The 20,499-nt window shown below is 68.3% G+C and carries 15 protein-coding genes; 10 read left to right on the top strand and 5 right to left on the bottom strand.

The features are described from left to right. The first annotated feature begins 91 nt into the window (after window positions 1-91). From phoB to AC6CHL_RS19420, 9 genes are all read left to right on the top strand, one after another. Entirely contained in the window at window positions 92-781 is a 690-nt protein-coding gene (gene phoB, locus AC6CHL_RS19460) for a phosphate regulon transcriptional regulator PhoB (protein ID WP_038690178.1), read from the top strand. A gap of 212 nt (window positions 782-993) precedes the next feature. Beyond that, the gene (phoR, locus tag AC6CHL_RS19455; RefSeq protein ID WP_038690180.1) at window positions 994-2,334 is read left to right on the top strand and encodes a phosphate regulon sensor histidine kinase PhoR; all 1,341 of its coding nucleotides are present in this window, start codon (window positions 994-996) and stop codon (window positions 2,332-2,334) included. After that, window positions 2,331-4,412 carry a polyphosphate kinase 1 gene (ppk1, locus tag AC6CHL_RS19450; RefSeq protein WP_038690182.1) on the top strand — a complete coding sequence of 694 codons (2,082 nt, stop codon included), beginning with the start codon at window positions 2,331-2,333 and terminating at the stop codon, window positions 4,410-4,412. Before phoR ends, ppk1 begins: the two co-directional genes overlap by 4 nt. Before the next feature lie 183 nt (window positions 4,413-4,595). Continuing rightward, a complete protein-coding gene (gene ppx, locus AC6CHL_RS19445) occupies window positions 4,596-6,122 on the top strand; it encodes an exopolyphosphatase (RefSeq protein ID WP_498295856.1) in 1,527 nt (508 codons plus the stop codon). A gap of 454 nt (window positions 6,123-6,576) precedes the next feature. After that, complete coding sequence (locus tag AC6CHL_RS19440) at window positions 6,577-9,510, top strand: TonB-dependent receptor domain-containing protein (RefSeq protein ID WP_498295855.1); 2,934 nt, start codon at window positions 6,577-6,579, stop codon at window positions 9,508-9,510. Window positions 9,511-9,961: 451 nt separating this feature from the next. Next, complete coding sequence (locus tag AC6CHL_RS19435; protein ID WP_038690188.1) at window positions 9,962-11,101, top strand: glycosyltransferase family 4 protein; 1,140 nt, start codon at window positions 9,962-9,964, stop codon at window positions 11,099-11,101. Beyond that, window positions 11,082-11,621 carry a phosphatase PAP2 family protein gene (locus AC6CHL_RS19430; RefSeq protein ID WP_038690190.1) on the top strand — a complete coding sequence of 180 codons (540 nt, stop codon included), beginning with the start codon at window positions 11,082-11,084 and terminating at the stop codon, window positions 11,619-11,621. Before AC6CHL_RS19435 ends, AC6CHL_RS19430 begins: the two co-directional genes overlap by 20 nt. Window positions 11,622-11,673: 52 nt before the next feature. Further along, window positions 11,674-12,417, top strand: a complete 744-nt coding sequence (gene lpxH, locus AC6CHL_RS19425; protein ID WP_038692461.1) for a UDP-2,3-diacylglucosamine diphosphatase — start codon at window positions 11,674-11,676, stop codon at window positions 12,415-12,417. An 18-nt stretch (window positions 12,418-12,435) separates the two neighbouring features. Continuing rightward, a complete protein-coding gene (locus AC6CHL_RS19420; RefSeq protein WP_498295854.1) occupies window positions 12,436-13,092 on the top strand; it encodes a hypothetical protein in 657 nt (218 codons plus the stop codon). A gap of 58 nt (window positions 13,093-13,150) precedes the next feature. On the opposite strand, the gene AC6CHL_RS19415 is transcribed toward AC6CHL_RS19420, so the two are convergent. After that, window positions 13,151-14,404 carry a M12 family metallo-peptidase gene (locus AC6CHL_RS19415; RefSeq protein ID WP_038690194.1) on the bottom strand — a complete coding sequence of 418 codons (1,254 nt, stop codon included), beginning with the start codon at window positions 14,402-14,404 and terminating at the stop codon, window positions 13,151-13,153. Between the two features lie 218 nt (window positions 14,405-14,622). On the opposite strand from AC6CHL_RS19415, the gene AC6CHL_RS19410 reads away from it, so the two are divergent. After that, window positions 14,623-16,110: a T6SS phospholipase effector Tle1-like catalytic domain-containing protein gene (locus AC6CHL_RS19410; RefSeq protein ID WP_498295852.1), complete on the top strand. Its 1,488-nt coding sequence runs from the start codon at window positions 14,623-14,625 to the stop codon at window positions 16,108-16,110. Between the two features lie 126 nt (window positions 16,111-16,236). On the opposite strand, the gene AC6CHL_RS19405 is transcribed toward AC6CHL_RS19410, so the two are convergent. From AC6CHL_RS19405 to AC6CHL_RS19390, 4 genes are read right to left on the bottom strand one after another with little or no spacing between them, the layout of a single operon-like run. Then, a complete protein-coding gene (locus AC6CHL_RS19405; protein ID WP_137190932.1) occupies window positions 16,237-17,088 on the bottom strand; it encodes a ferritin-like domain-containing protein in 852 nt (283 codons plus the stop codon). A gap of 10 nt (window positions 17,089-17,098) precedes the next feature. Then, window positions 17,099-18,565, bottom strand: a complete 1,467-nt coding sequence (gene purF / locus AC6CHL_RS19400; protein ID WP_498295850.1) for an amidophosphoribosyltransferase — start codon at window positions 18,563-18,565, stop codon at window positions 17,099-17,101. Between the two features lie 29 nt (window positions 18,566-18,594). After that, window positions 18,595-19,392: a CvpA family protein gene (locus AC6CHL_RS19395; RefSeq protein ID WP_498295848.1), complete on the bottom strand. Its 798-nt coding sequence runs from the start codon at window positions 19,390-19,392 to the stop codon at window positions 18,595-18,597. 55 nt (window positions 19,393-19,447) lie between these two features. After that, complete coding sequence (locus tag AC6CHL_RS19390) at window positions 19,448-20,485, bottom strand: SPOR domain-containing protein (protein ID WP_498295846.1); 1,038 nt, start codon at window positions 20,483-20,485, stop codon at window positions 19,448-19,450. Between the last annotated feature and the right edge of the window lie 14 nt (window positions 20,486-20,499).

Raw genomic sequence — 20,499 nt, 5'->3', positions numbered from 1 at the left:
GCATCGATCGCCGCCCCGGTCGTCACAAACATGTCATGAAACCGTAGTCTACTGGGCTCAATCCCGGTCTGATAAGCAATACGGTGCGCACGTGCAGAAACGCATTCTGATCGTCGATGACGAACCCGCGATCCGCGAAATGGTCGCCTTCGCCCTCCGCAAGGGCGACTACGACCCCATCCATGCCGGCGATGCGCGCGAAGCGCAGACGGCGATCGCCGATCGCGTCCCCGACCTGATCCTGCTGGACTGGATGCTTCCGGGCACCAGCGGGCTGGACCTGGCCCGGCGCTGGCGCAAGGAGGCCCTCACCCGCGAGGTGCCGATCATCATGCTGACCGCGCGCGGCGAAGAGAACGATCGCGTCGGCGGCCTGGAAGCCGGTGTCGACGACTACGTGGTCAAGCCCTTCTCGGCCCGCGAACTGCTGGCCCGGATCCGCGCGGTGATGCGCCGCGCCCGCGACGATGACGAGGATGGCAGCGTGGCGGTCGGTTCGATCCGCATCGACGGCGCCGCCCACCGCGTGTTCGCTGGCGACCAGCCGGTGCCGATCGGCCCCACCGAATACCGCCTGCTGCACTTCTTCATGACCCACCCCGAGCGCGTCTATACCCGCGCCCAGTTGCTGGACCATGTGTGGGGCGGCAGCGTGTACGTGGAGGAACGCACCATCGACGTGCACATCCGGCGGCTGCGCAAGACGCTGGAACCGTTCGCGGCGGAAAACATGGTGCAGACCGTGCGCGGCGCCGGGTATCGCTTCTCCACCTCGACCTGATCACTGCGCTGCTTCTGCTAGGCTCAGGCAGCTGCTGCAGCGGGGCAGAGCCCCGCTCTACTCCCTGGCAGCGGGGCAGAGCCCCGCTCTACGCAGCGGGGTAGAGTCCCGCTCTACGCGGCGGGGTAGCGTCCCGCTCCACGTTTGGTAGCGGGGCAGCGCCCCGCTCTCCCCCGGATCACACCGGGGACCGCACTTTCCGCGAGACCGCAATGCCGCGCCACATCCGTTCTGCCTGGTTGAAGACACTGGCCACCCTCGCCCTGCTGCTGCTCGCCGCCGGCGTGCTGGGGCTGCTCACCGGCCATGTGTGGATGTGCATCGCGCTGGCCTCCATCGGCGCACTGGCCTGGCATTACTGGCGGCTGCGCCGGGTGCTGCGCCGGCTGACCGCCCGGCAGCGCTGGGACATGGGCGGCGGCAACGGCGTGTGGAACGAACTGGACCGCCTGCTGTACCGCAACCAGCTGGAAATGCGCACGCGCAAGCGGCGCCTGCTGGACATGCTGCGCAGCTACCGCGCCGCCGCCGCCGCCCTGCCCGACGCGGTGGTGGTGGTGGACCGCAACAGCCAGCGCGTGCAGTGGTTCAACGAAGCGGCCACCTCGCTGCTGGGCCTGCACCATCCCGGTGACCTGGGCGAGGCCCTGGTCGAGCGCCTGCAACCAATGCCGCTGGCCCACTGGCTGGCCGGCGGACGCAATGCCGAACCGATCCTGGACGTGCCTTCCCCGGTCGATCCGGCGATCCGGCTCAACCTGCGCCTGATTCCCTACTCGCCGGACTACTGGCTGCTGATCGCACGCGATGTGAGCAAGCTGCTGCGGCTGGAACAGGTGCGTCGCGACTTCGTGGCCAATGTGTCCCATGAACTGCGCACGCCGCTGACCGTGGTGCACGGCTACCTGGACATGATGGAGCCGGAGGACTTCCCCGGCACCGGCCCGATGCTGGAAGAGATGCGCAAGCAGTCCCAGCGCATGGCCCAGCTGGTCGAAGACCTGCTCACCCTGTCGCGGCTGGAATCGCAGGAACACACCGAAGAAGAGACCGTGGCGATGGCGCCGATGCTGGCCACGCTGCGCCGTGAGGCCGAGGCGCACAGCCAGGGCCGCCACCAGATCAGCGTGATCGACAGTGCCGGGGTCGACCTGCAGGGGTCCAACAAGGAACTGCACAGCGCCTTCTCCAACCTGGTCACCAACGCGGTGCGCTACACCCCGGCCGGTGGCCGGGTCGAAGTAGAGCTGGCGCGCGAGGGCCAGGGCGTGGTGCTCAGCGTGCGCGACACCGGTTACGGCATTCCCGCCACCCACCTGCCTCGCCTGACCGAACGGTTCTACCGGGTGTCCAGCAGCCGTTCGCGCGAAAGCGGCGGCACCGGCCTGGGCCTGTCGATCGTCAAGCACATCCTGGGCCTGCACCATGCACGCCTGGAGATCCAGAGCGAGGTCGGCAAGGGCAGCGTGTTTGCGTGCCACTTCGATGCCGACCACGTCCGCGAGCGCGCCGACGCGGCCTCCCTTTCCTCTTCCGAAGACCTTTCCGCATGAGCACTCTCGTTCCCATCGCCGTGCCTGTGGACAACGATCCACTGCGTGACCCGGCGCTGTACATCAACCGCGAGCTGTCGCAGCTGGATTTCAACTTCCGCGTGCTGGCCCAGGCGATGGACACGCAGGTGCCGCTGCTGGAGCGGCTGCGCTTCATGTGCATCTCCTGCACCAACCTGGACGAGTTCTTCGAGATCCGCGCCGCTGCGGTCCGCCATGCGCAGGAGTTCGGGCTGCCGCCCGCCCCGGATGGCATGACCCCGCAGGCGATTCTCAACGCGATCCACGATCGCGCCGCACAGCTGGTGGACCAGCAGTACCGCTGCTGGAATGAAACCCTGCGCCCGGCACTGCACGACGCCGGCATCGACGTGCTTGGCCGGCACTCCTGGAACCACCGCCAGAAGCGTTGGCTGCGCGCCTATTTCCGCAACGAGATCATGCCGGTGCTGTCGCCGCTGGGGCTGGATCCGTCGCACCCGTTCCCGAAGATCCTCAACAAGTCGCTGAACATCGTGGTGGTGCTCAAGGGCACCGATGCGTTCGGCCGCGCCGGCCACCTGGCCATCGTGCGCGCGCCGCGCTCGCTGCCGCGCATCATCCAGCTGCCGGAAAAACTCGGCGGCCCGCAGACCTATGTGTTCCTGTCCTCGGTGCTGTCCACGTTCGTCGACGAACTGTTCCCGGGCATGGAAGTCCAGGGCGCCTACCAGTTCCGCGTGACCCGCAATTCCGAACTGGTGGTGGACGAGGAAGAAGTGGAGAACCTGGCGCTGGCGCTGCGCGACGAGCTGGTCGACCGCGGCTACCGGCCGGCGGTGCGCCTGGAGATCGCGCAGGACTGCCCGCGCGACATCGTGCGCACGCTGCTGCAGAATTTCGGCCTGACCGAAAACGCGGTGTACCGCATCGACGGGCCGGTCAACCTCAACCGCGTGATCCAGCTGTACGACCTGCTGGCCCGCCCGGAACTGAAGTACCCCACCCTCAGCCCGCGCGTGCTGCGCGACGGCGACGGCATCTTCGACGTGGTGGCGCGCAAGGACGTGCTGCTGCACCATCCGTTCGATGCGTTCACCCCGGTGCTGGACCTGATCAAGCAGGCCGCGGTGGATCCCAACGCGCTGGCGATCAAGCAGACGCTGTACCGCACCGGCAAGGATTCGCAGATTGTCGATGCGTTGATCCAGGCCGCGCGCAACGGCAAGGACGTCACCGTGGTGGTGGAACTGCGGGCGCGCTTCGACGAAGAGGCCAACCTCGGCCTGGCCGACCGCCTGCAGGAAGCCGGCGTGCAGGTGGTGTACGGCGTGGTGGGCTACAAGACCCACGCCAAGATGCTGCTGATCGTGCGCCGCGAGGGCCGCAAGCTGCGCCGTTATGTGCACCTGGGCACCGGCAATTACCACAGCGGTACCGCACGCGCGTATACCGACCTGAGCCTGATCACCGCCGACCCGGACATCGGCAACGACGTGCACCTGCTCTTCCAGCAGCTGTCCGGCCTGGCGCCGCGGACCAAGCTCAAGCGCCTGCTGCAATCGCCGTTCACCCTGCACCCGGGCCTGTTGCAGCGTATTGAACGCGAGACCCGCCTGGCCACCAGTGGTCGTCCCGGCCGGATCATCGCCAAGATGAACGCCCTCAACGAGCCGCAGGTGATCCGCGCGTTGTATGCCGCCTCCCAGGCCGGCGTGCAGATCGACCTGATCGTGCGGGGCGCCTGCACCCTGCGCCCGGGCGTGCCCGGGGTGTCGGACAACATCCGGGTGCGTTCGATCGTCGGCCGGTTCCTGGAGCACAGCCGTGTCTACTGGTTCGGCAACGATGGCGCCGCCGAGCTCTACTGCGCCAGTGCCGACTGGCTGGAGCGCAACCTGCTGCGCCGGGTGGAAACCTGCTTCCCGATCCTGGACCCGGAGCTGGCGCGCAAGGTCTACCGTGACGTGCTGCAGAACTACCTGGACGACAACCTCAACGCCTGGCAGCTGCAGGCCGACGGCAGCTACCGGAAGTGCACCCCGGACCACGACGAGCCGCCGCACGCGGCGCAGATGGCGTTGATGCAGGGCCTGTAGGTACCGACCGTTGGTCGGTACGCCTTGATTGCCCGAGTCGGTACGTTCTTGCGTGCCGACCAGCGGTCGGCACCTACCGGCCGGGCAGCCGCCTGCCCCCTTCGATGCGACCGGTCGTCGCAGCCTGCCCATGTGAAGGGCGCGCGGTGACTTCGCGACCCACCCTTCGGCTAACATTCGCAAATGCCGCATACCTCCACGACTCCGCCCGCCCTGCAGGATGGCGACCTGCTCGCCGCCATCGACCTGGGTTCCAACAGTTTCCACATGGTCATCGCGCGCTACACGCTCGGGCAGCTGCGGGTGGTCGACCGCCTGCGCGAGACCGTGCGCATGGCCGATGGCCTGGATGGCAAGGGCGGCCTGTCCGCCGAGGCGCGCCAGCGCGCGCTGGAATGCCTGGCGCGGTTCGGCCAGCGCATCCGCGCCATTCCCTCGGTCCGGGTGCGCGCGCTGGCCACCAACACCGTGCGCCAGCTGCGCTCGCCGCAGGCCTTCCTGATGCCGGCCGAGACCGCGCTCGGGCATGCCATCGAAGTGGTCAGCGGCCGCGAAGAGGCCCGCCTGATCTACCTGGGCGTGGCCCACGCGCAGCCGCCCAAGCCGGACCAGCGCCGGCTGGTGATCGACATCGGCGGCGGCTCCACCGAATTCATCATCGGCCAGGGCATGCAGACCCTGGAACGCGAAAGCCTGCAGGCCGGCTGCATCGCCAGCACGCGCCGGTTCTTCCCGGGCGGCAAGCTCAGCCGCAAGCGCTGGAAGGATGCGCTGACCGAGATCGGCGCGGAGTTCCAGCAGTTCGCCAACAAGTACCGGGCGCTGGGCTGGCACGAAGCGCTGGGCTCGTCGGGCACGCACAAGGCGATCAGCGAGATCTGCGCCACCATGAAGCTGAGCAAGGGCGCGATCACCGCCGAAGCCCTGCCGCAGCTGCGCGATGAGCTGCTCAAGGCCAAGCGCATCGAAGACATCAACCTGCCCGGGCTGTCGGCCGACCGCCGCCCGATCATCGCCGGCGGCATCCTGGTGCTGGAGGCGGCCTTCCAGGCGCTGGGCCTGCAGAAGCTGCTGGTCAGCAAGGCGGCCATGCGCGAAGGCATCCTGTACGACATCCTGGGCCGCGCCAGCGAAAACGACCTGCGCGACGAATCGGTGGCCGCGCTGACCCTGCGCTATGGCATCGACATCGTGCAGGCCGACCGCGTCGAGCACACCGCGATGAAGCTGCTGGCCCAGGTGGAAGACAGCTGGGCGCTGGACCCCGACGACGCGCGCATGCTCGGCTGGGCCGCGCGCCTGCACGAGCTGGGCCTGATGATCGCCCACAGCGGTTACCACGTGCACGGCAGCTACGTGCTGGAGAACTCGGACATCGCCGGCTTCTCGCGGCAGGAACAGCAGCTGCTGGCCGCGCTGGTCCGCAGCCACCGCCGCAACATCTCCAAGTCGGCGTTCGAGGCGCTGCCAGAGCGCCTGCTGCAACCGGCACGGCGCATGACCGCGCTGCTGCGGCTGGCGGTGCTGCTCAACCGCGCCCACGAGGAAACCCCGATGCCGGCGCTGGAACTGACCGCCGACGACAGCCGCCTGGCACTGATCCTGCCGCAGGCCTACATCGATGCGCGGCCGCTGCTGCGCGCCGACCTGATCGGTGAAACCGAGGGCATGGCCGGGCTGGGCGTGCAGTTCCGGCCGTTCGTGGCCTGAGTTCAGCGGCCCGCGCACCGCCGCGGGCCGCCCTTCCTGCGTCTTCTGTGCCGCGTGGCGGTACCGGGCGGCGGTAGTCCCCACCGTGTCCCCTTACCCTGCCCGCCCCACCCCGGCGGGCGGCGGCTTCGTCGTGGCCGTTTGCCAGCCGCTCCAGCGGCCGGGCGCGGGGGGATTTGCGCGGGAACCATGCCGCATTGCATCAAATTGCTACATTTCGACACAAACCGATACGTAGCGCCCCCCGAACCGCCACGACAAGTCATTGCTTCTCTTGCAGTTTTGTCTCGCTCGTTAGAAGACCGTGAGAATTTCTTCGCGGACTATTTACAAAGTATTAACGACCGAGACTATGATCAAGGAACCGGCCTTCACACGGTCGGATTTTTGGGGACGCGGGAACTTGGGCCCGCCGACTCTTTTTGATCCAGTTCCAAACGAGAGAGAGAGCCACATGAATTCACGCACCAACGTACTGGGGCAGGCGATCCGCTATGCCCTGGTCGCCGGCACCGCAGGCCTGATGGCCGCCCCGGCGATGGCACAGGACGCGCCGGCAGCAACCAACCTTGACCGCATCGAGATCACCGGTTCGCGCATCCGCCAGGTCGACGTGGAAACCGCCCAGCCGGTGCTGGCGCTGACCCGCATGGACATCGAGCGCCAGGGCTTCAGCTCGGTCTCGGACATCCTGCAGAACGTCACCGCCATGGGCAGCCCGACGATCAGCCGTGCCAACGTGCTGACCGCCGGTGAAAATGCCGGCGGTACCTACGTCGACATGCGCGGCCTGGGTACCCAGCGCACGCTGGTGCTGGTCAACGGTCGTCGCCTGGGCATCAGCACCTCCGGCTACCAGGACCTTTCGGTCCTGCCGGTGTCGGCGATCGAGCGCATCGAGATCCTGAAGGACGGCGCCTCGGCCATCTACGGCTCCGACGCCATGGCCGGCGTGGTCAATATCATCACCCGCAGCAACGTCAACGGCGTGACCGCCAACGTCTACCACGGCCAGTTTAGCGAAGGCGACGGCGCGCGTGACCGCTTCGACGTGGTTGCCGGTTGGTCCAACGACCGCCTCTCGGCCACCTTCGCCGCCGAGCATTCGGAAGAAAAGGCCGTGTGGGCGCGTGACCGCGGCTTCAGCCAGTACAGCAACACCGACCGCCACCCGACCGAAGGCTGGACCACCACCAGCCAGTGGGGCCAGTTCACCGGCCTGCGTGGCCCGGGCTGCACCGCGACCGCCGGCTGCGGCTACTCGCTCAACCGTGGCACCGATCCGACCAAGCCGGGCAACTACCACCTGACCAACCCGGCCGCGTTCACCGGCGACACCAGCAACACGAACGATCAGATGCACCTGAGCTATCCGATCAAGCGTGATTCGCTGTTCTTCTCCGGCCAGGCCAGCATCACCGAGAACATCAACTTCAAGACCGAGCTGGGCTACAACAAGCGCGAGTCGACCCGCGTGACCGCGGGCTACCCGCTGTCCTCCAGCACGCTGGGCAAGACCCCCGCCGAGGGCAACATGTCGGTGGACAGCTACTTCAACCCGTTCGGCAACAAGAACGGGTATGCCACCCCGACCTCGGTCGCCTGGAACCGTCGTACCTGGGAACTGCCGCGCGAAAGCACCAGCGAGCTGAAGACCAAGCGTGCGGTCGCCGCCTTCGACGGTTCGTTCGATCTGGGTGAGCGTTACTTCGACTGGGAAGTGGGCTACCAGTACAGCAAGAACGAGCTGACCCAGCACACCACCGGCAACCTGCACAAGCAGCGCGTCATCGATGCGGTCGGCCCGTCGTACCTGAACACCGCGACCGGCAAGGTCGAGTGCGGCAGCGCTGCCGCCCCGAAGGCCAACTGCATGGTGTGGAACCCGCTGGTGCCGTACGGCGTGCAGAACCCGTACGGTCTGGACGGCAACCAGGCGCTGCAGGATTGGCTGTTCCCGGAAGAGAACGCCACGGGCGAAACCACGACCAAGAACTGGTTCGCCAACCTCAGCGGCAGCGCGTTCACCCTGCCGGCCGGTGACCTGGGCTTTGCATTCGGCCTGGAACACCGCGAAGAGAGCGGCAAGTTCACCCCGGACGCCCTGGCCCAGACCGGCGCGACCACCAATCTGGCCGCAGGCCCGACCGGTGGCGCGTACAAGGTCAAGGAAGCCTACCTGGAGTTGAACGTGCCGGTGCTGGCCGACCTGCCGGGTGCCAAGGAGCTGAGCTTCAGCGCCGCGACGCGTTATTCGGACTACAACACCTTCGGCGACACGCTCAACAGCAAGTTCGGCTTCAAGTGGCGTCCGCTGGACCAGCTGCTGGTCCGCGGTACCTGGGCGGAGGGCTTCCGCTCGCCGACCATCAACGACCTGTACGGTGGCGGCTCGGAAACCTTCCCGACCTTCAGCGATCCGTGCGACAGCGCATACGGTTCGGCCAAGAGCAGCAGCAGCGTGCGTGCACGTTGCGCGCAGGACATCGCCAACGTCGCCACGTTCCGCCAGCTGGACAGCACCAACAAGCCCACCTCCGGGTCGAGCGCTGCCAGCCCGGTCGCCTTCACCTCCGGCTCGAACCCCAACCTGCTGCCGGAAACCTCGACCAGCAAGACGCTGGGCGTGGTCTGGAGCCCGACCTTCATCAGCAACTTCAATGTGTCGCTGGACTGGTGGAAGATCCGCATCGACAACACGATCGTCTCCGACAGCCCGAATCAGATCCTGATCGACTGCTACGAGCAGAACATCGAGTCGCGTTGCGCCCGCTTCTCGCGTGATCCGGTCACCGGCATCGTCACCGGCCTGAAGTTCGGCAACCGCAATGCCGGTTTCGCCGAGACCGAAGGCTACGACATGGACCTGAGCTACCGTCTGGATACTGCCTACGGCAAGCTGAGCACCTCCTGGTCGACCACGTACGTGAGCTCGAACATCTACCGTTCGTCCAACGACGCGACGACCGTGCCGACCACCACCAACGGCATCGCCACCAACACCGGTATCGGCTTCCGCGTGCGTTCCAATGCGACCGTGGGCTGGGATCTGGAGAACTTCGGCATCAGCTGGAGCGCGCGTTACTACTCCGGCGTGAAGGAGCAGTGCCTGAGCCTGCTGAACCATCCGGACGAGTGCACCGATCCGAGCGTGTACGCACCGTGGTACAAGGGCTCGCGCAGCTACAACGAGCGTGGCTCGGTCACCTTCCACGACGTGCAGGCCCGCTACAAGCTGCCGTGGAACGCCACCGTGTCGATCGGCGCCAACAACGTGTTCAACCGTCTCGGCCCGGTGATGTACACCAAGCCGAACTCGGTGTACTCGTACTACGGCGGTTTCGACATCGGTCGCTTCGTGTACATGCAGTACAAGCAGCAGTTCTGATCGCTGCCCGGTAGTACCGCAACACCCAACCACGGCCCTTCGGGGCCGTGGTTTTTTTTGGTTCTTCGCCCATCTGCGGGGCAGGCAGAAACGTGCCTTGATGCTTTCCCGGCACACAGCCGGCGGCGGATCGGGCGCTGGGCCCCCATGCCCGACCCACCGACAGCGCCAGAAAATCCTGGCTTTTCCTCCTTACCGCAAGCCGAGCCCCGTAGCAGCCGGTAGGCGCCTGGGCAAAATAAAGGAGGAGGCCGCCCCGCGGCCGGGGGACATTTGCGCCAGGGGCCTACCGGCTGCTACGGGGCCCTCACGCGCGCGACCGCCCCGATCGGAGACGCCAGCCGATCCAAACTGCGCGTGCAGAAGCTGGGGGGCGTCATCGGTCGGTCATGCGCGCGTCATGGGCGCTACATCGCGCGCGCCCAGCATGGCGACATACCGGAGGCCCGCCATGCGCTATGCCATCGTCACTGAAACGTACCCCCCCGAAGTCAACGGCGTTGCCCTGACCGTGCAGGGGCTGGAACAGGGACTGCGCGCGGCTGGCCACCAGGTGGACCTGGTACGCCCGCGCCAAGCCACCGAAGCCGACACCGAGGAAGGCACCCTGCTGGTGACCGGGGCCGGGCTGCCGCGCTACCCCGGCCTGCGTTTCGGGCTGCCTGCGCCCAAGCGCCTGGCCCGGCAATGGCAGCTGCAGCGCCCCGATGCGATCTACATCGCCACCGAAGGCCCGTTGGGCTGGTCCGCACTGCGCACCGCGCGCCGGCTCGGCATCCCGGTCGCCAGCGGCTTCCACACCCGCTTCGACGAGTACCTGCCCGACTACGGCGTGGCCTGGCTGCAGGCCGCTGCGCTGCGCTGGATGCGGCGCTTCCACAACCAGGCCGATGCCACCCTGGTGCCCACCCAGGAACTGCAGCAGTTCCTGGGCGAACAGGGCTTCGACCGCGTGCGCCTGCTGGCCCGTGCGGTGGACAGCAGCCAGTTTGAACCACCGCGGCGCGACCCCGCACTGCGCGAGGAATGGGGCATCGATGGCAACGGCTTTGCGGCAATCTACGTCGGCCGCATCGCGCCGGAAAAGAACCTCGGCCTGGCGGTGAAGGCGTTCCGCCGCCTGCAGCAGATACGCCCCAAGGCACGCTTCATCTGGGTGGGCGATGGCCCCTCGCGCGAAAAACTGGCGCATGAAAATCCCGACTTCATCTTCTGCGGCGTGCAGCGCGGCGACGCGCTCGCGCGCCACTTCGCCAGCGGCGACCTGTTCCTGTTCCCCAGCCGCAGCGAGACCTTCGGCAACGTCACCCTCGAAGCGATGGCCAGCGGCGTGGCCACCGTGGCCTTCGATTACGGCGCGGCACGCGAGTACCTGCGCACCGATGAGAACGGCATGGCGGTGAACACCGACAGTGAGTTCGTCGCCGCCGCGCTGCAGCTGGCCGGCGACGATGTGCTGCGGGCCCGGCTGGGCCGCAACGCGGCCACTGCCATGAAACGGCTGCATCCACAGCAGGTGGTGGCCGAATTCGATGCCTTGTTGTCCGAACTGGCCACGGCCCGGAGGCCCCATGCCGACCACGCCGCTTGACGCCCTGCGCGGGCACGAAACCCGCTGGTGCCGCCGCGCCAACCACTACTGCCGGCGCCGCCGGGTACGCCGCGCGTTCGCCGTGGTCAGCCGACTGGGCGATGGCGTGTTCTGGTATGCGCTGATGGCCGCACTGGTGCTGCTGGACGGGTTTGAAGGGCTGCAGGCCTCGCTGCACATGGCCGCCACCGGGCTGATGGCGTTGCTGCTGTACAAGGGCCTCAAACGCTGGACCCGACGCCCGCGCCCGTATGCCGCCGACCTGCGCATCCGCGCCTGGGTCGCGCCGCTGGATGAATTCAGTTTCCCTTCCGGGCACACCCTGCACGCGGTGTCGTTCACCATCGTCGCCCTGGCCTACTACCCGTGGCTGGCGCCGCTGCTGGTGCCGTTCACCGCCGCGGTGGGGCTGTCCCGGGTAGTGCTGGGCCTGCACTATCCCAGCGATGTGCTGGCCGCCACCGCAATCGCCACGGCGCTGGCCGGTGCCAGCCTTCGGTGGCTGCCGCTGCCGCTGTAACCCACCGGTGCCGGCCGCAGCAGAGCCGCCCGACCCGTTTTACAATGCGCGCATGACCACGCTGTTCATTTCCGATCTGCACCTGGACCCGAGTCGTCCAGCCATCACCGAGCTGTTCCTGGCGTTCCTGCGCGATGAAGCGATGCAGGCCGACGCGCTGTACATCCTGGGCGACCTGTTCGAAGCCTGGATCGGCGATGACACGCCCTCGGCCGCCGCCGACGCGGTGGCCGACGCGCTGCATGCCGTGTCCGATGCCGGCGTGCCGGTGTACTTCATCCGCGGCAACCGCGACTTCCTGGTCGGCAACGACTACGCGCGCCGTGCCGGCTTCCGCATCCTGCCCGACCCCAGCGTGATCGACCTGTACGGCCGCCCGGTGCTGCTGCAGCACGGCGACCTGCTGTGCACCGACGACGTGGCCTACCAGCAGTTCCGCGCGCAGACCCGCGACCCGGTGTTCCAGGCGCAGTTCCTGTCGCAGCCGCTGGCCGCGCGCATCGCCTTCGCGCAGAAAGCGCGCGATGCCAGCCAGGCGCGCCAGTCGGAAATGAAGCAGGACGACCGCGCCAGCTTCGAGACCGTCACCGACGTGGCACCGGCCGAAGTGGAGGCCACCTACGTGCGCCACGGCGTGGACACCATGATCCACGGCCACACCCACCGCCCGGCGATCCACGCACTGCAGGTCGGCGATCGCCCGTGCACCCGGATTGTCCTGGGTGACTGGTATGAACAAGGGTCGGTGCTGCGCGTGACCGCGCAGGGCTGGAGCCTGGACACGCTGGCGCGCTGAGCCGATAAAGGATCACGGATGATCGACCGTCCTCCGGCCCTGCTGCTGGCCGCGCTGCTTTCGCTGGGCGCGCCTGTGGCAGCCAGCGCCGCCCCCGCCGAAGCCACTGCGTCACCCCAGGTGGAACAGATCCCCCCCGACCCGCACGCGCCGCAGGTGGGCAGCGGCCCGCACCGGTACCAGTTCGTGCTGCGCGATACGGTCAGCGCCGCACCGGCCGCGTTGCGGCCGTTCGCGCTGTCGCACACCGCGTTCGACCTGCCGTTCGTGGCCGCGGAGAAGGATGTTTACCAGGGCATCACCGATGCGCAGGGACGCACGCCCGTGTTCGCGTTCGACCAGGCGCCTCCCGCGCAGGGGTGGGTGCTGCTGGAACGCTTTGGCAGCGGCCCCTATGGCGAACGCATGCGGCTGCAGGCCGGTGATGGCGAGGGCGTTGGCGCGATGGCCTACGAGCTGGTGGTCTGTGGCAAAACCCCGCGGCTGTATCGCGGCGTGACCACGGCCGACGGCGACACCGCGTATACGGCCACCAGTGCGATCGTGAACCTGTTGCTCTTCATCGATGCCGACAGCACCGCCGCCGGGGGCGACAAGACCGCCGGTCGGATCGAGGCCGGCGATGGCCAGACCGCGCTGCGGCGCTGCCGCCCCGACGCGGAAGATCCCGCCTGACCCAAGGTGCCCTGCCCGCCACCGCAGCGCGCGGTGGCAGGCAGGGCGTTGACCAGCATCAGCGGAAGGCGGCCACCGCAGCCTTGGTGTTGACCAGCACGCGCTGGTTGTCGGCGCTGCTGGCAATGCCCATCGGCACGCCGTTGTAGTTGATGTTCGGGTTGGACCAGAAGTTCAGGCGCGGGCAGCCCGCCGTGCATGCGTAGGCCATGATCGTGCGCCAGCGCGAACCGCTCGACGGCTCGTAGCGGTAGCCGTGGCCATACGCGTACGGCGAGGTGCTCGGGTCGGTGGCGATGTCGTGGCGCGCACTCTGCAGGTGGCCGATTTCATGGGCGAAGGAGTAGTAGCCGGTGGCGCAGTCCCAATGCACCGCCGCGAAGGCGGTGGCGGCGGTGGAGCCGATGCCGGAGGCCAGGCCGCACGAGCTGGCGTTGTTGATCACCAGCACGGCGACGTCGGCGCGGGTGGTGTTGCGGCTGGTGTGGATGCTGTCCATCACCCCGTCGCTGGTGTTGCGGAAACGCGACAGGTCGGTGGAGAAGCTGCTTGATTCCACATAGGGGGTGGTCTCGTAACCGGCCAGCTGCAGGGTGATGCCCACGTTGCTGTTGACGTAGCCCTGGTTGGATTCGGCCACCGCCAACTGCACCAGCGACTGCATGTTGCCGCCGTACGCGGCCACCGCGCCGTTGGTGGCGACCACCAGCACCCGGATGGTGGCCGGCGTGCCCGATGACGCAGCGGCGATGCCGGCGCGGTCGCTGACCGGCATGGCCACCTGCGGCAGGCTGTTGTAGTCGGCCGGGTGGTCGGCCGGCATGCGCGACTCGTCCACTTCCACCAGCACATGGCGGCCATCGCTGAGCGGGCGCAGGCGGTACAGCTGGCCGTCCTTGCGGATGGAGCCAGTCACCGTGTCGCCGTTACGCACCAGGATCACCGAATTGGCCGGGTCGTTGGCCGCCGCCCGCGCGCCCAGTTTGGCGCTGCGCGACTGCAGCTGGCCGTACCAGACGCTGCCGCCGTCCGGCAGGGCCTCGACGCGTTGCTGCAGCGCCTGCACCGGCGTCCCCAGCAGCTCGAACTCGAGCTGGCGCTGGCCGGCATTGACCGCTGCGGCATCGATCCGCACCTCCTGCACCGCCGCGGTGGACGCGGCCGACAGCACCGCCTGCGCGGCGGGCTGGTTGGCACTGCCGGCACGGCTCAGCACCGTGACCGGTTCGAACAACGGGGCGGCGCTGGCAGCGCCTGCCGCCGCCATGCACAACGTGATCACACCTGCGGCCTTGCTCATCGATCTGGACATCGTGTCGTCTCTCTCTGAGTGGAAAACGGGGTGGACATCGTGGTTACGGTGCTGCCCCTGCGAGCGGGCCCGCCCATATGGCTCCACTTGATCGCGTGAATTCAATAGACAAGGTCGATCACTTTTCCGAACTGTGACCGCCGACCGCGCGGTTCAGCGACGTCGCGTCCGTGTCGTTTTCGCGCTAACGTCGTCACATCCACTGGGAACAGACGGCCATGGCAGGACAGCCCCCTCCGGTACCCACGGCGACGCTGTCGCTGCAGATCGGCCTGTTCTTCGACGGCACCCGCAACAACGCCGACAACCTGTTGCGCGCGTCACGCCCGCCCGGCAGCACCACGCCCACCGCACGACCACCGGCACCGCTGGTGGCCGATGACGCCTCGCCCTACCAGAGCCGGCTGACCAGCAGCTACAGCAACGGGCTGACCAACATCGCGCGGCTGCATGCGTTGTATCCCGACGACCGCGCGCAGCGGGCGCGCGGCCCGGTGGTGTCGCTGGCGATCTACATCGAGGGCGCCGGCACCCGCACCGGCACCGATGACGACCTGATGGGCCTGGCCTTCGGCATCGGGCGCACGGGGGTGCGTGCCAAGGCGCGGCGGGCGCTGGACGAACTGCTGCCCGATGCACTGCGGGCGCTGGCGCGTACCCATCCGCAGGCGGTGCTGGAAACGCTGCATATCGACCTGTTCGGTTTTTCGCGTGGCGCGGCGTCCGCACGCGATGCGCTCAATCGGCTCAACCGCGCCGACGGCCGCGCGTGGTTGCGCGAGCAGGTGCACCGCACCGGCTGGCAGGTGGCCAACGAGGCGACCGTCCCCGCACGGCCGGCGCGCTTCGTCGGGCTGTTCGATACGGTGGTGGCGATCAACCCGCAGCAGCGCGACGAACTGCCCGATGTCGCGCTGCCGGCCGGGTGCGCCGCCAAGGTGCTGCAGATTGCCGCGCGCGACGAACACCGTTACCACTTCGCGCTGACCTCGGTGGCGCCGCAACATGAAGAGATCGCCCTGCCCGGCGTGCACGCCAACATCGGCGGCGGCTACGACCAGCGCATCGAAGGGCCCAAACTGTTGACCCGCCCGCTCGGTCAGCGCGTTACAGGGCACGGCCTGGCCGACACCGAGGTGCCGCCGCTGCACCTGCTGCAGGGCACCCAGGTGTACCGGCAGGCGCTGGCGGCGTGCCAGCGTTGGCAAGCCGCGCTGGGATTGGGCGATGACGCGGTGTGGGTGGATGTGTGGCACCGCTGGCAGGCGCAGCGGGTGGCCGGCAGTACCAGCGTGCTGCCGCAGTGGGTGCTGTATGCGCATGCGGCAGTGGTGTTGAAGCGCGACATCGACGGGCGCTACCAGTGGGTGGCCTTGCGGTTGATGCAGCAGCGTGCGGCCGCGGCCGGCGTGCGCTGGTTGGCCGATGCCGATGACGTGGCCGCGCTCACCCTGCCCGACGTGCTAGTGCCGATCGCAGCGCGGCTGTTGTCGGGCCAGGCGTTGGATGCGGCACAGGAACAGCTGCTGCGGCAGCACTACCTGATGCAGTCGGCGCATTGGAATTTCGATGCGCTCGGCGATACCGCGCTGTTGTACGCCGCCGATGAAGGCACGCGTGAATTGCCGTATCGCCCCGGGCCGGGGCTCTTCTACATCAACCGGCCGACCGAGGACGGCAAACGCGTGGTGTTGCCAAACGCGTGATTTACGTGCAGCCATCCAACGTGATGCGCCAGCCACCCATGGGGTGGCTCTACCGGCGGCGCGTGATGCGGTAGAGCCACCCCATGGGTGGCTGCACCATGTTGGGTGGCCGCACCCGGTGTGGGGTTACCGCACCGGGCCGCTGGTGCGGCCGGCCTGCTCGATGAGGTTGGCCAGTTCTTCTTCGTCGAACCCGGCCAGCAGGCGCGCCTCCAGGTTGAAGGGGCCGTAGAGGAAGCCGCCGGCGTACTCGTTCAACAGCGCGATGAAGCGTTCGCGCGGTTCGACCCCGGCGCGCTTGCAGTACCAGTGATACCAGCGCGACCCGGCCGCCACGTGCGCCACTTCCTCACGCAGGATGATCTCCAGCACATCGGCGGTGGCGTGGTCATTGGCCGACCGCAGTTTGTTGATCATGCCCGGGGTGACATCCAGCCCGCGGGCCTCCAGCACGCGCGGCACCAGCGCCATCCGCGACAGCCCATCGTGCGCGGTCTTCTCGCACATTTCCCACAGGCCGTTGTGCGCGTCGAAATCCCCGTAATCGAACCCCAGCGCCTGCAGCCGCCCGTGCAACAGCATGAAGTGGCGCGACTCGTCGTCGGCCACGCTCACCCAGTCGGCATGGAACGCACCGGGCAGGCCACGGAAGCGGTACACCGCATCCCAGGCCAGGTCGATGGCATTGAGTTCGATATGGGCGATGGCATGGATGAACGCCGCACGCCCCTCCACACTGCCCAGCCCGCGCTTGGGCAGGTCGCGCGGGTGCACCAGGTGCGGCCTGGACGGCCGGCCCGGCATGCGGATCGGCGCGGGCGGTGCGGCATCGGCGCGGGCCTTGAGCTGGCCCGCGCGGAACTGCACCGCGTAGGCCTGGGTCAGCGCGACTTTATGCAGCGGGTCCGTTGCGGCCAGGCACTGCTGCGCGGCACGCAGCAGGTCACCGGCCGCCTCCAGCGGCAACTGCTCGGCCATCGGTGCACCCTCAGGCGCGGCGCTTGTGCTTGGCATCGTCCGAGCGCAACTGCTGGATGCGCTCGAAGTACCCCGGCTCGATACCGGTCGGGTAGACGCCGTTGAAGCACGACGAATCGAAGGCCTTCAGCTCCGGGTTGCCTTCGCGCACCGCCGCTTCCATGTCTTCGATGTCCTGGTAGATCAACCAGTCGCAACCCAGGTGCTTTTCGATGTCTTCGATACTGCGGTTGTGCGCCACCAGTTCTTCGGCGGCCGGCATGTCGATGCCGTAGATGTTGGGGTAACGCACCGGCGGCGCGGCGCTGGCCAGGTACACCTTGCGCGCACCGGCGTCGCGCGCCATCTGCACGATCTGCTGGCTGGTGGTGCCGCGCACGATCGAGTCATCCACCAGCAGCACCACGCGGTTGCGGAACTCCAGGTGGATCGGGTTGAGCTTGCGGCGCACCGATTTCACGCGCTCGCCCTGCCCCGGCATGATGAAGGTGCGGCCGATGTAACGATTCTTGATGAAGCCTTCGCGGTACTTCACCCCGAGCGTGTTCGAGATCTCCAGCGCGGCGTCGCGCGAGGTATCCGGGATCGGGATGATGGTGTCGATGTCGTGGTCCGGGCGCAGGCGCAGGATCTTCTCGCCCAGCTTGATGCCCATGCGCATGCGCGCCTTGTGCACCGACACGTTGTCGATCATCGAATCCGGGCGTGCGAAGTACACGTATTCGAAGATGCACGGGCTGTGCTCGACCGGTTCGGCGCAGACTTCGGAGAACAGCTCGCCACGCGCGGTGATGACCAGCGCTTCACCCGGGCGCACATCGCGCACGCGCTGGAAGCCCAGTACGTCCAGCGCGGCCGATTCGGAGGCCACGATGTATTCATCGCCTTCGGCGTGGGCGCGCTTGCCCAGCACCAGCGGCCGGATGCCATGCGGATCGCGGAAGGCGACCAGGCCCAGGCCCAGCACCACGCTGATCACCGCATAGCCGCCCTTGACCCGGCGGTGCACGCCGGCCACGGCGCGGATCGCTGCTTCCGGGGTGAGCTGGCGCTGCGCGTCCAGTTCGTAGGCGAACACGTTCAACAGCACTTCGCTGTCCGAATCGGTGTTGACGTTGCGGCGGTCCTGTTCGAACACCTGCTGGCGCAGGGCTTCGGTATTGATCAGGTTGCCGTTGTGGGCCAGCGCGATGCCGTACGGCGAGTTCACGTAGAACGGCTGCGCCTCGTCCATGCCTTCCGAACCGGCGGTCGGGTAGCGCACGTGGGCGATGCCGACGCGGCCTTCCAGGGTCGACATCCGCTTGGCGTCGAACACGTCGCGGACCAGGCCATTGGCCTTCTGCACGCGCAGCCGCGTGCCGTCGGCGGTGGCGATGCCGGCCGCGTCCTGGCCACGATGCTGGAGGACGGTCAGGCCGTCATACAACTGCCCGGCGACGTTCTGGTTGCCGACGATTCCGACGATGCCACACATGGTGCGAATCTCCGCTGGGCTGTGCCCATCTACAGTGAAGGTGGCCGTGCCTGGCCGGGGGACCCGTTCCGTGCCGGAACAGGCTGATCCGGGCGCACGCGCGCCGGATCGTTGTGCTGCGAGGAACCTGGGCTGCCGCTGCGCGCCCCCACGTCGGTGGGGTCTCCCGCCTGCTGCGGGGTTTCATCCAGTGGTCGCGGCCATCCGCGCCCTGCCAGCAATCCGCCAAGCACGCCATTATCGCCTGTCAGGCCCGGCTTGCCCAACTCCGCGCCCGGCAGTTGCGCCGCATTCACCTCCGGCAACGCCGCCGGCAGACCGGCCAGGCCCTGCAGGGCGTCCACGCCGGGCAGCTGCGGCAGCTCGGGCATGCCCGGCATGCGCGCCTGCAACCAGGCCACGCCGGGGTCGAGCACGCCCCGCAGTTGCGAGTCGCGCCAGCTGGGTTCATTGGCCATCGGGGTGTAGGACGCCGCCAGCAACAGCACGCAGCCGATCACCGCGCCCCGGGCCACGCCCAGTACCCCGCCCAGCAGGCGGTCGGCACCGTTGAGGCTGGTAGCCCGTACCAGCTGGCGGATCACCAGGCCGATGGCCCACACCGCCACCATGACCAGCAGGAACACCGACACATAGCCGGCAATCACATGGCCGGTACCGGGTTTGGCCGACGCCGCCCACCAGGTGGCCGCGTCCTGCCCGAAGACCAGCGCGGCCCAGCCGCCCAGCACCCACGACGCCAGGCTGATGACGATGCTGACAAAGCCGCGCAGCACGCCGAGCAGTGCCGACAGGGCGATCACCACCAGCAGGGCGATATCGATCATGCGCGCCCCCGGCACCGGGGCCGTGCAGGCTCAGGGCGCGCGGACGCGTGCGGCATCAGGGATGCGGCCGGACCATGCCTGCCACGCCCACCTTGGACGCCACCTGGGCCTTGAGGTTTTCGGCGTCGGCGCGGTTGGCGACCGGACCGACGCGGACGCGGTTGAGCGTGCCCTTGTCGGTGCGTACCTGTTCCACGAACGCGCTGAACCCGGCCGCGCGGACCTTGTCGCGCAGCGCATTGGCTTCGGCGGCCTGGCCGAACGCGCCCAGCTGCACGGCGAACCCGATGCTGCTGGCGGCCGGCGCCGCCGGGGTGGCCACCGGCTTGGCGGCGGCGGTTGCCGCCGGATCCGGCTTGGCCGGCTCGGGCTTGGCCGGGGTCGGCTTGGGTTCGGGCTTGGGCGCCACCGGCTTGGTCGCGGCGACCGGCTCCGGCGGCAGCGCTTCGGTCTTGACCGCGGCGCTGGACGGCGCGGCGGCCGCGCTGGACGCAGTGGCAGGGGCGGCAGCGGCGGCCGGCGTCGGCGTCGGGGCAGCGGCCACGGCCGTGTCGGCGCGCGCGTCCAGCGTCACCACTTCAGCCTTGACGTCGTTGCGCACCTTCACCGCCTGCAGGCGGGCGGCTTCGGCCTGGGCGCGATCGGCATACGGGCCGACGCGCACGCGCCACGCCTGACGGCCGTTGATGGTGGCCGGTTCGGCAAACCCGGGCAGCTGCGATTTCTTCAGGTAGGCGATCACCGCATCGGCATCGGCCTGGCTGCCATAGGCACCAAAGCTGACGGCGAAGTTGCCGGCCGCCACCGCGGGCGAGGTATCGGCTGCGGCAGCCGCCGGGGTGGCGTCCACGCCGTCCTGCAGCGGCTGGGTGGTCGATGCCCCCTGCAGGCCTGTGGCCGCACCGGTGGGCGCGACCAGCGGCAGTTCGCGGGTTTCGAACTGGCCGTCCGACGGCGCTGCCGGCGCACTGATGGGCACGCTGGCCACGCCACTGTCAGGCGCGGGGCCTTTGACCAGCATGGGCAGGAAGATCACAGCCAAAGCCACCAGAACGATGGCACCAATCAGTCGCTGTTTCAGAGGAGTATCCACGGAAGGCAGGCAGG

The sequence above is a fragment of the Stenotrophomonas sp. GQ19 genome (assembly GCF_059758695.1).
This window is presented reverse-complemented; position numbering and strand designations above follow the sequence as displayed.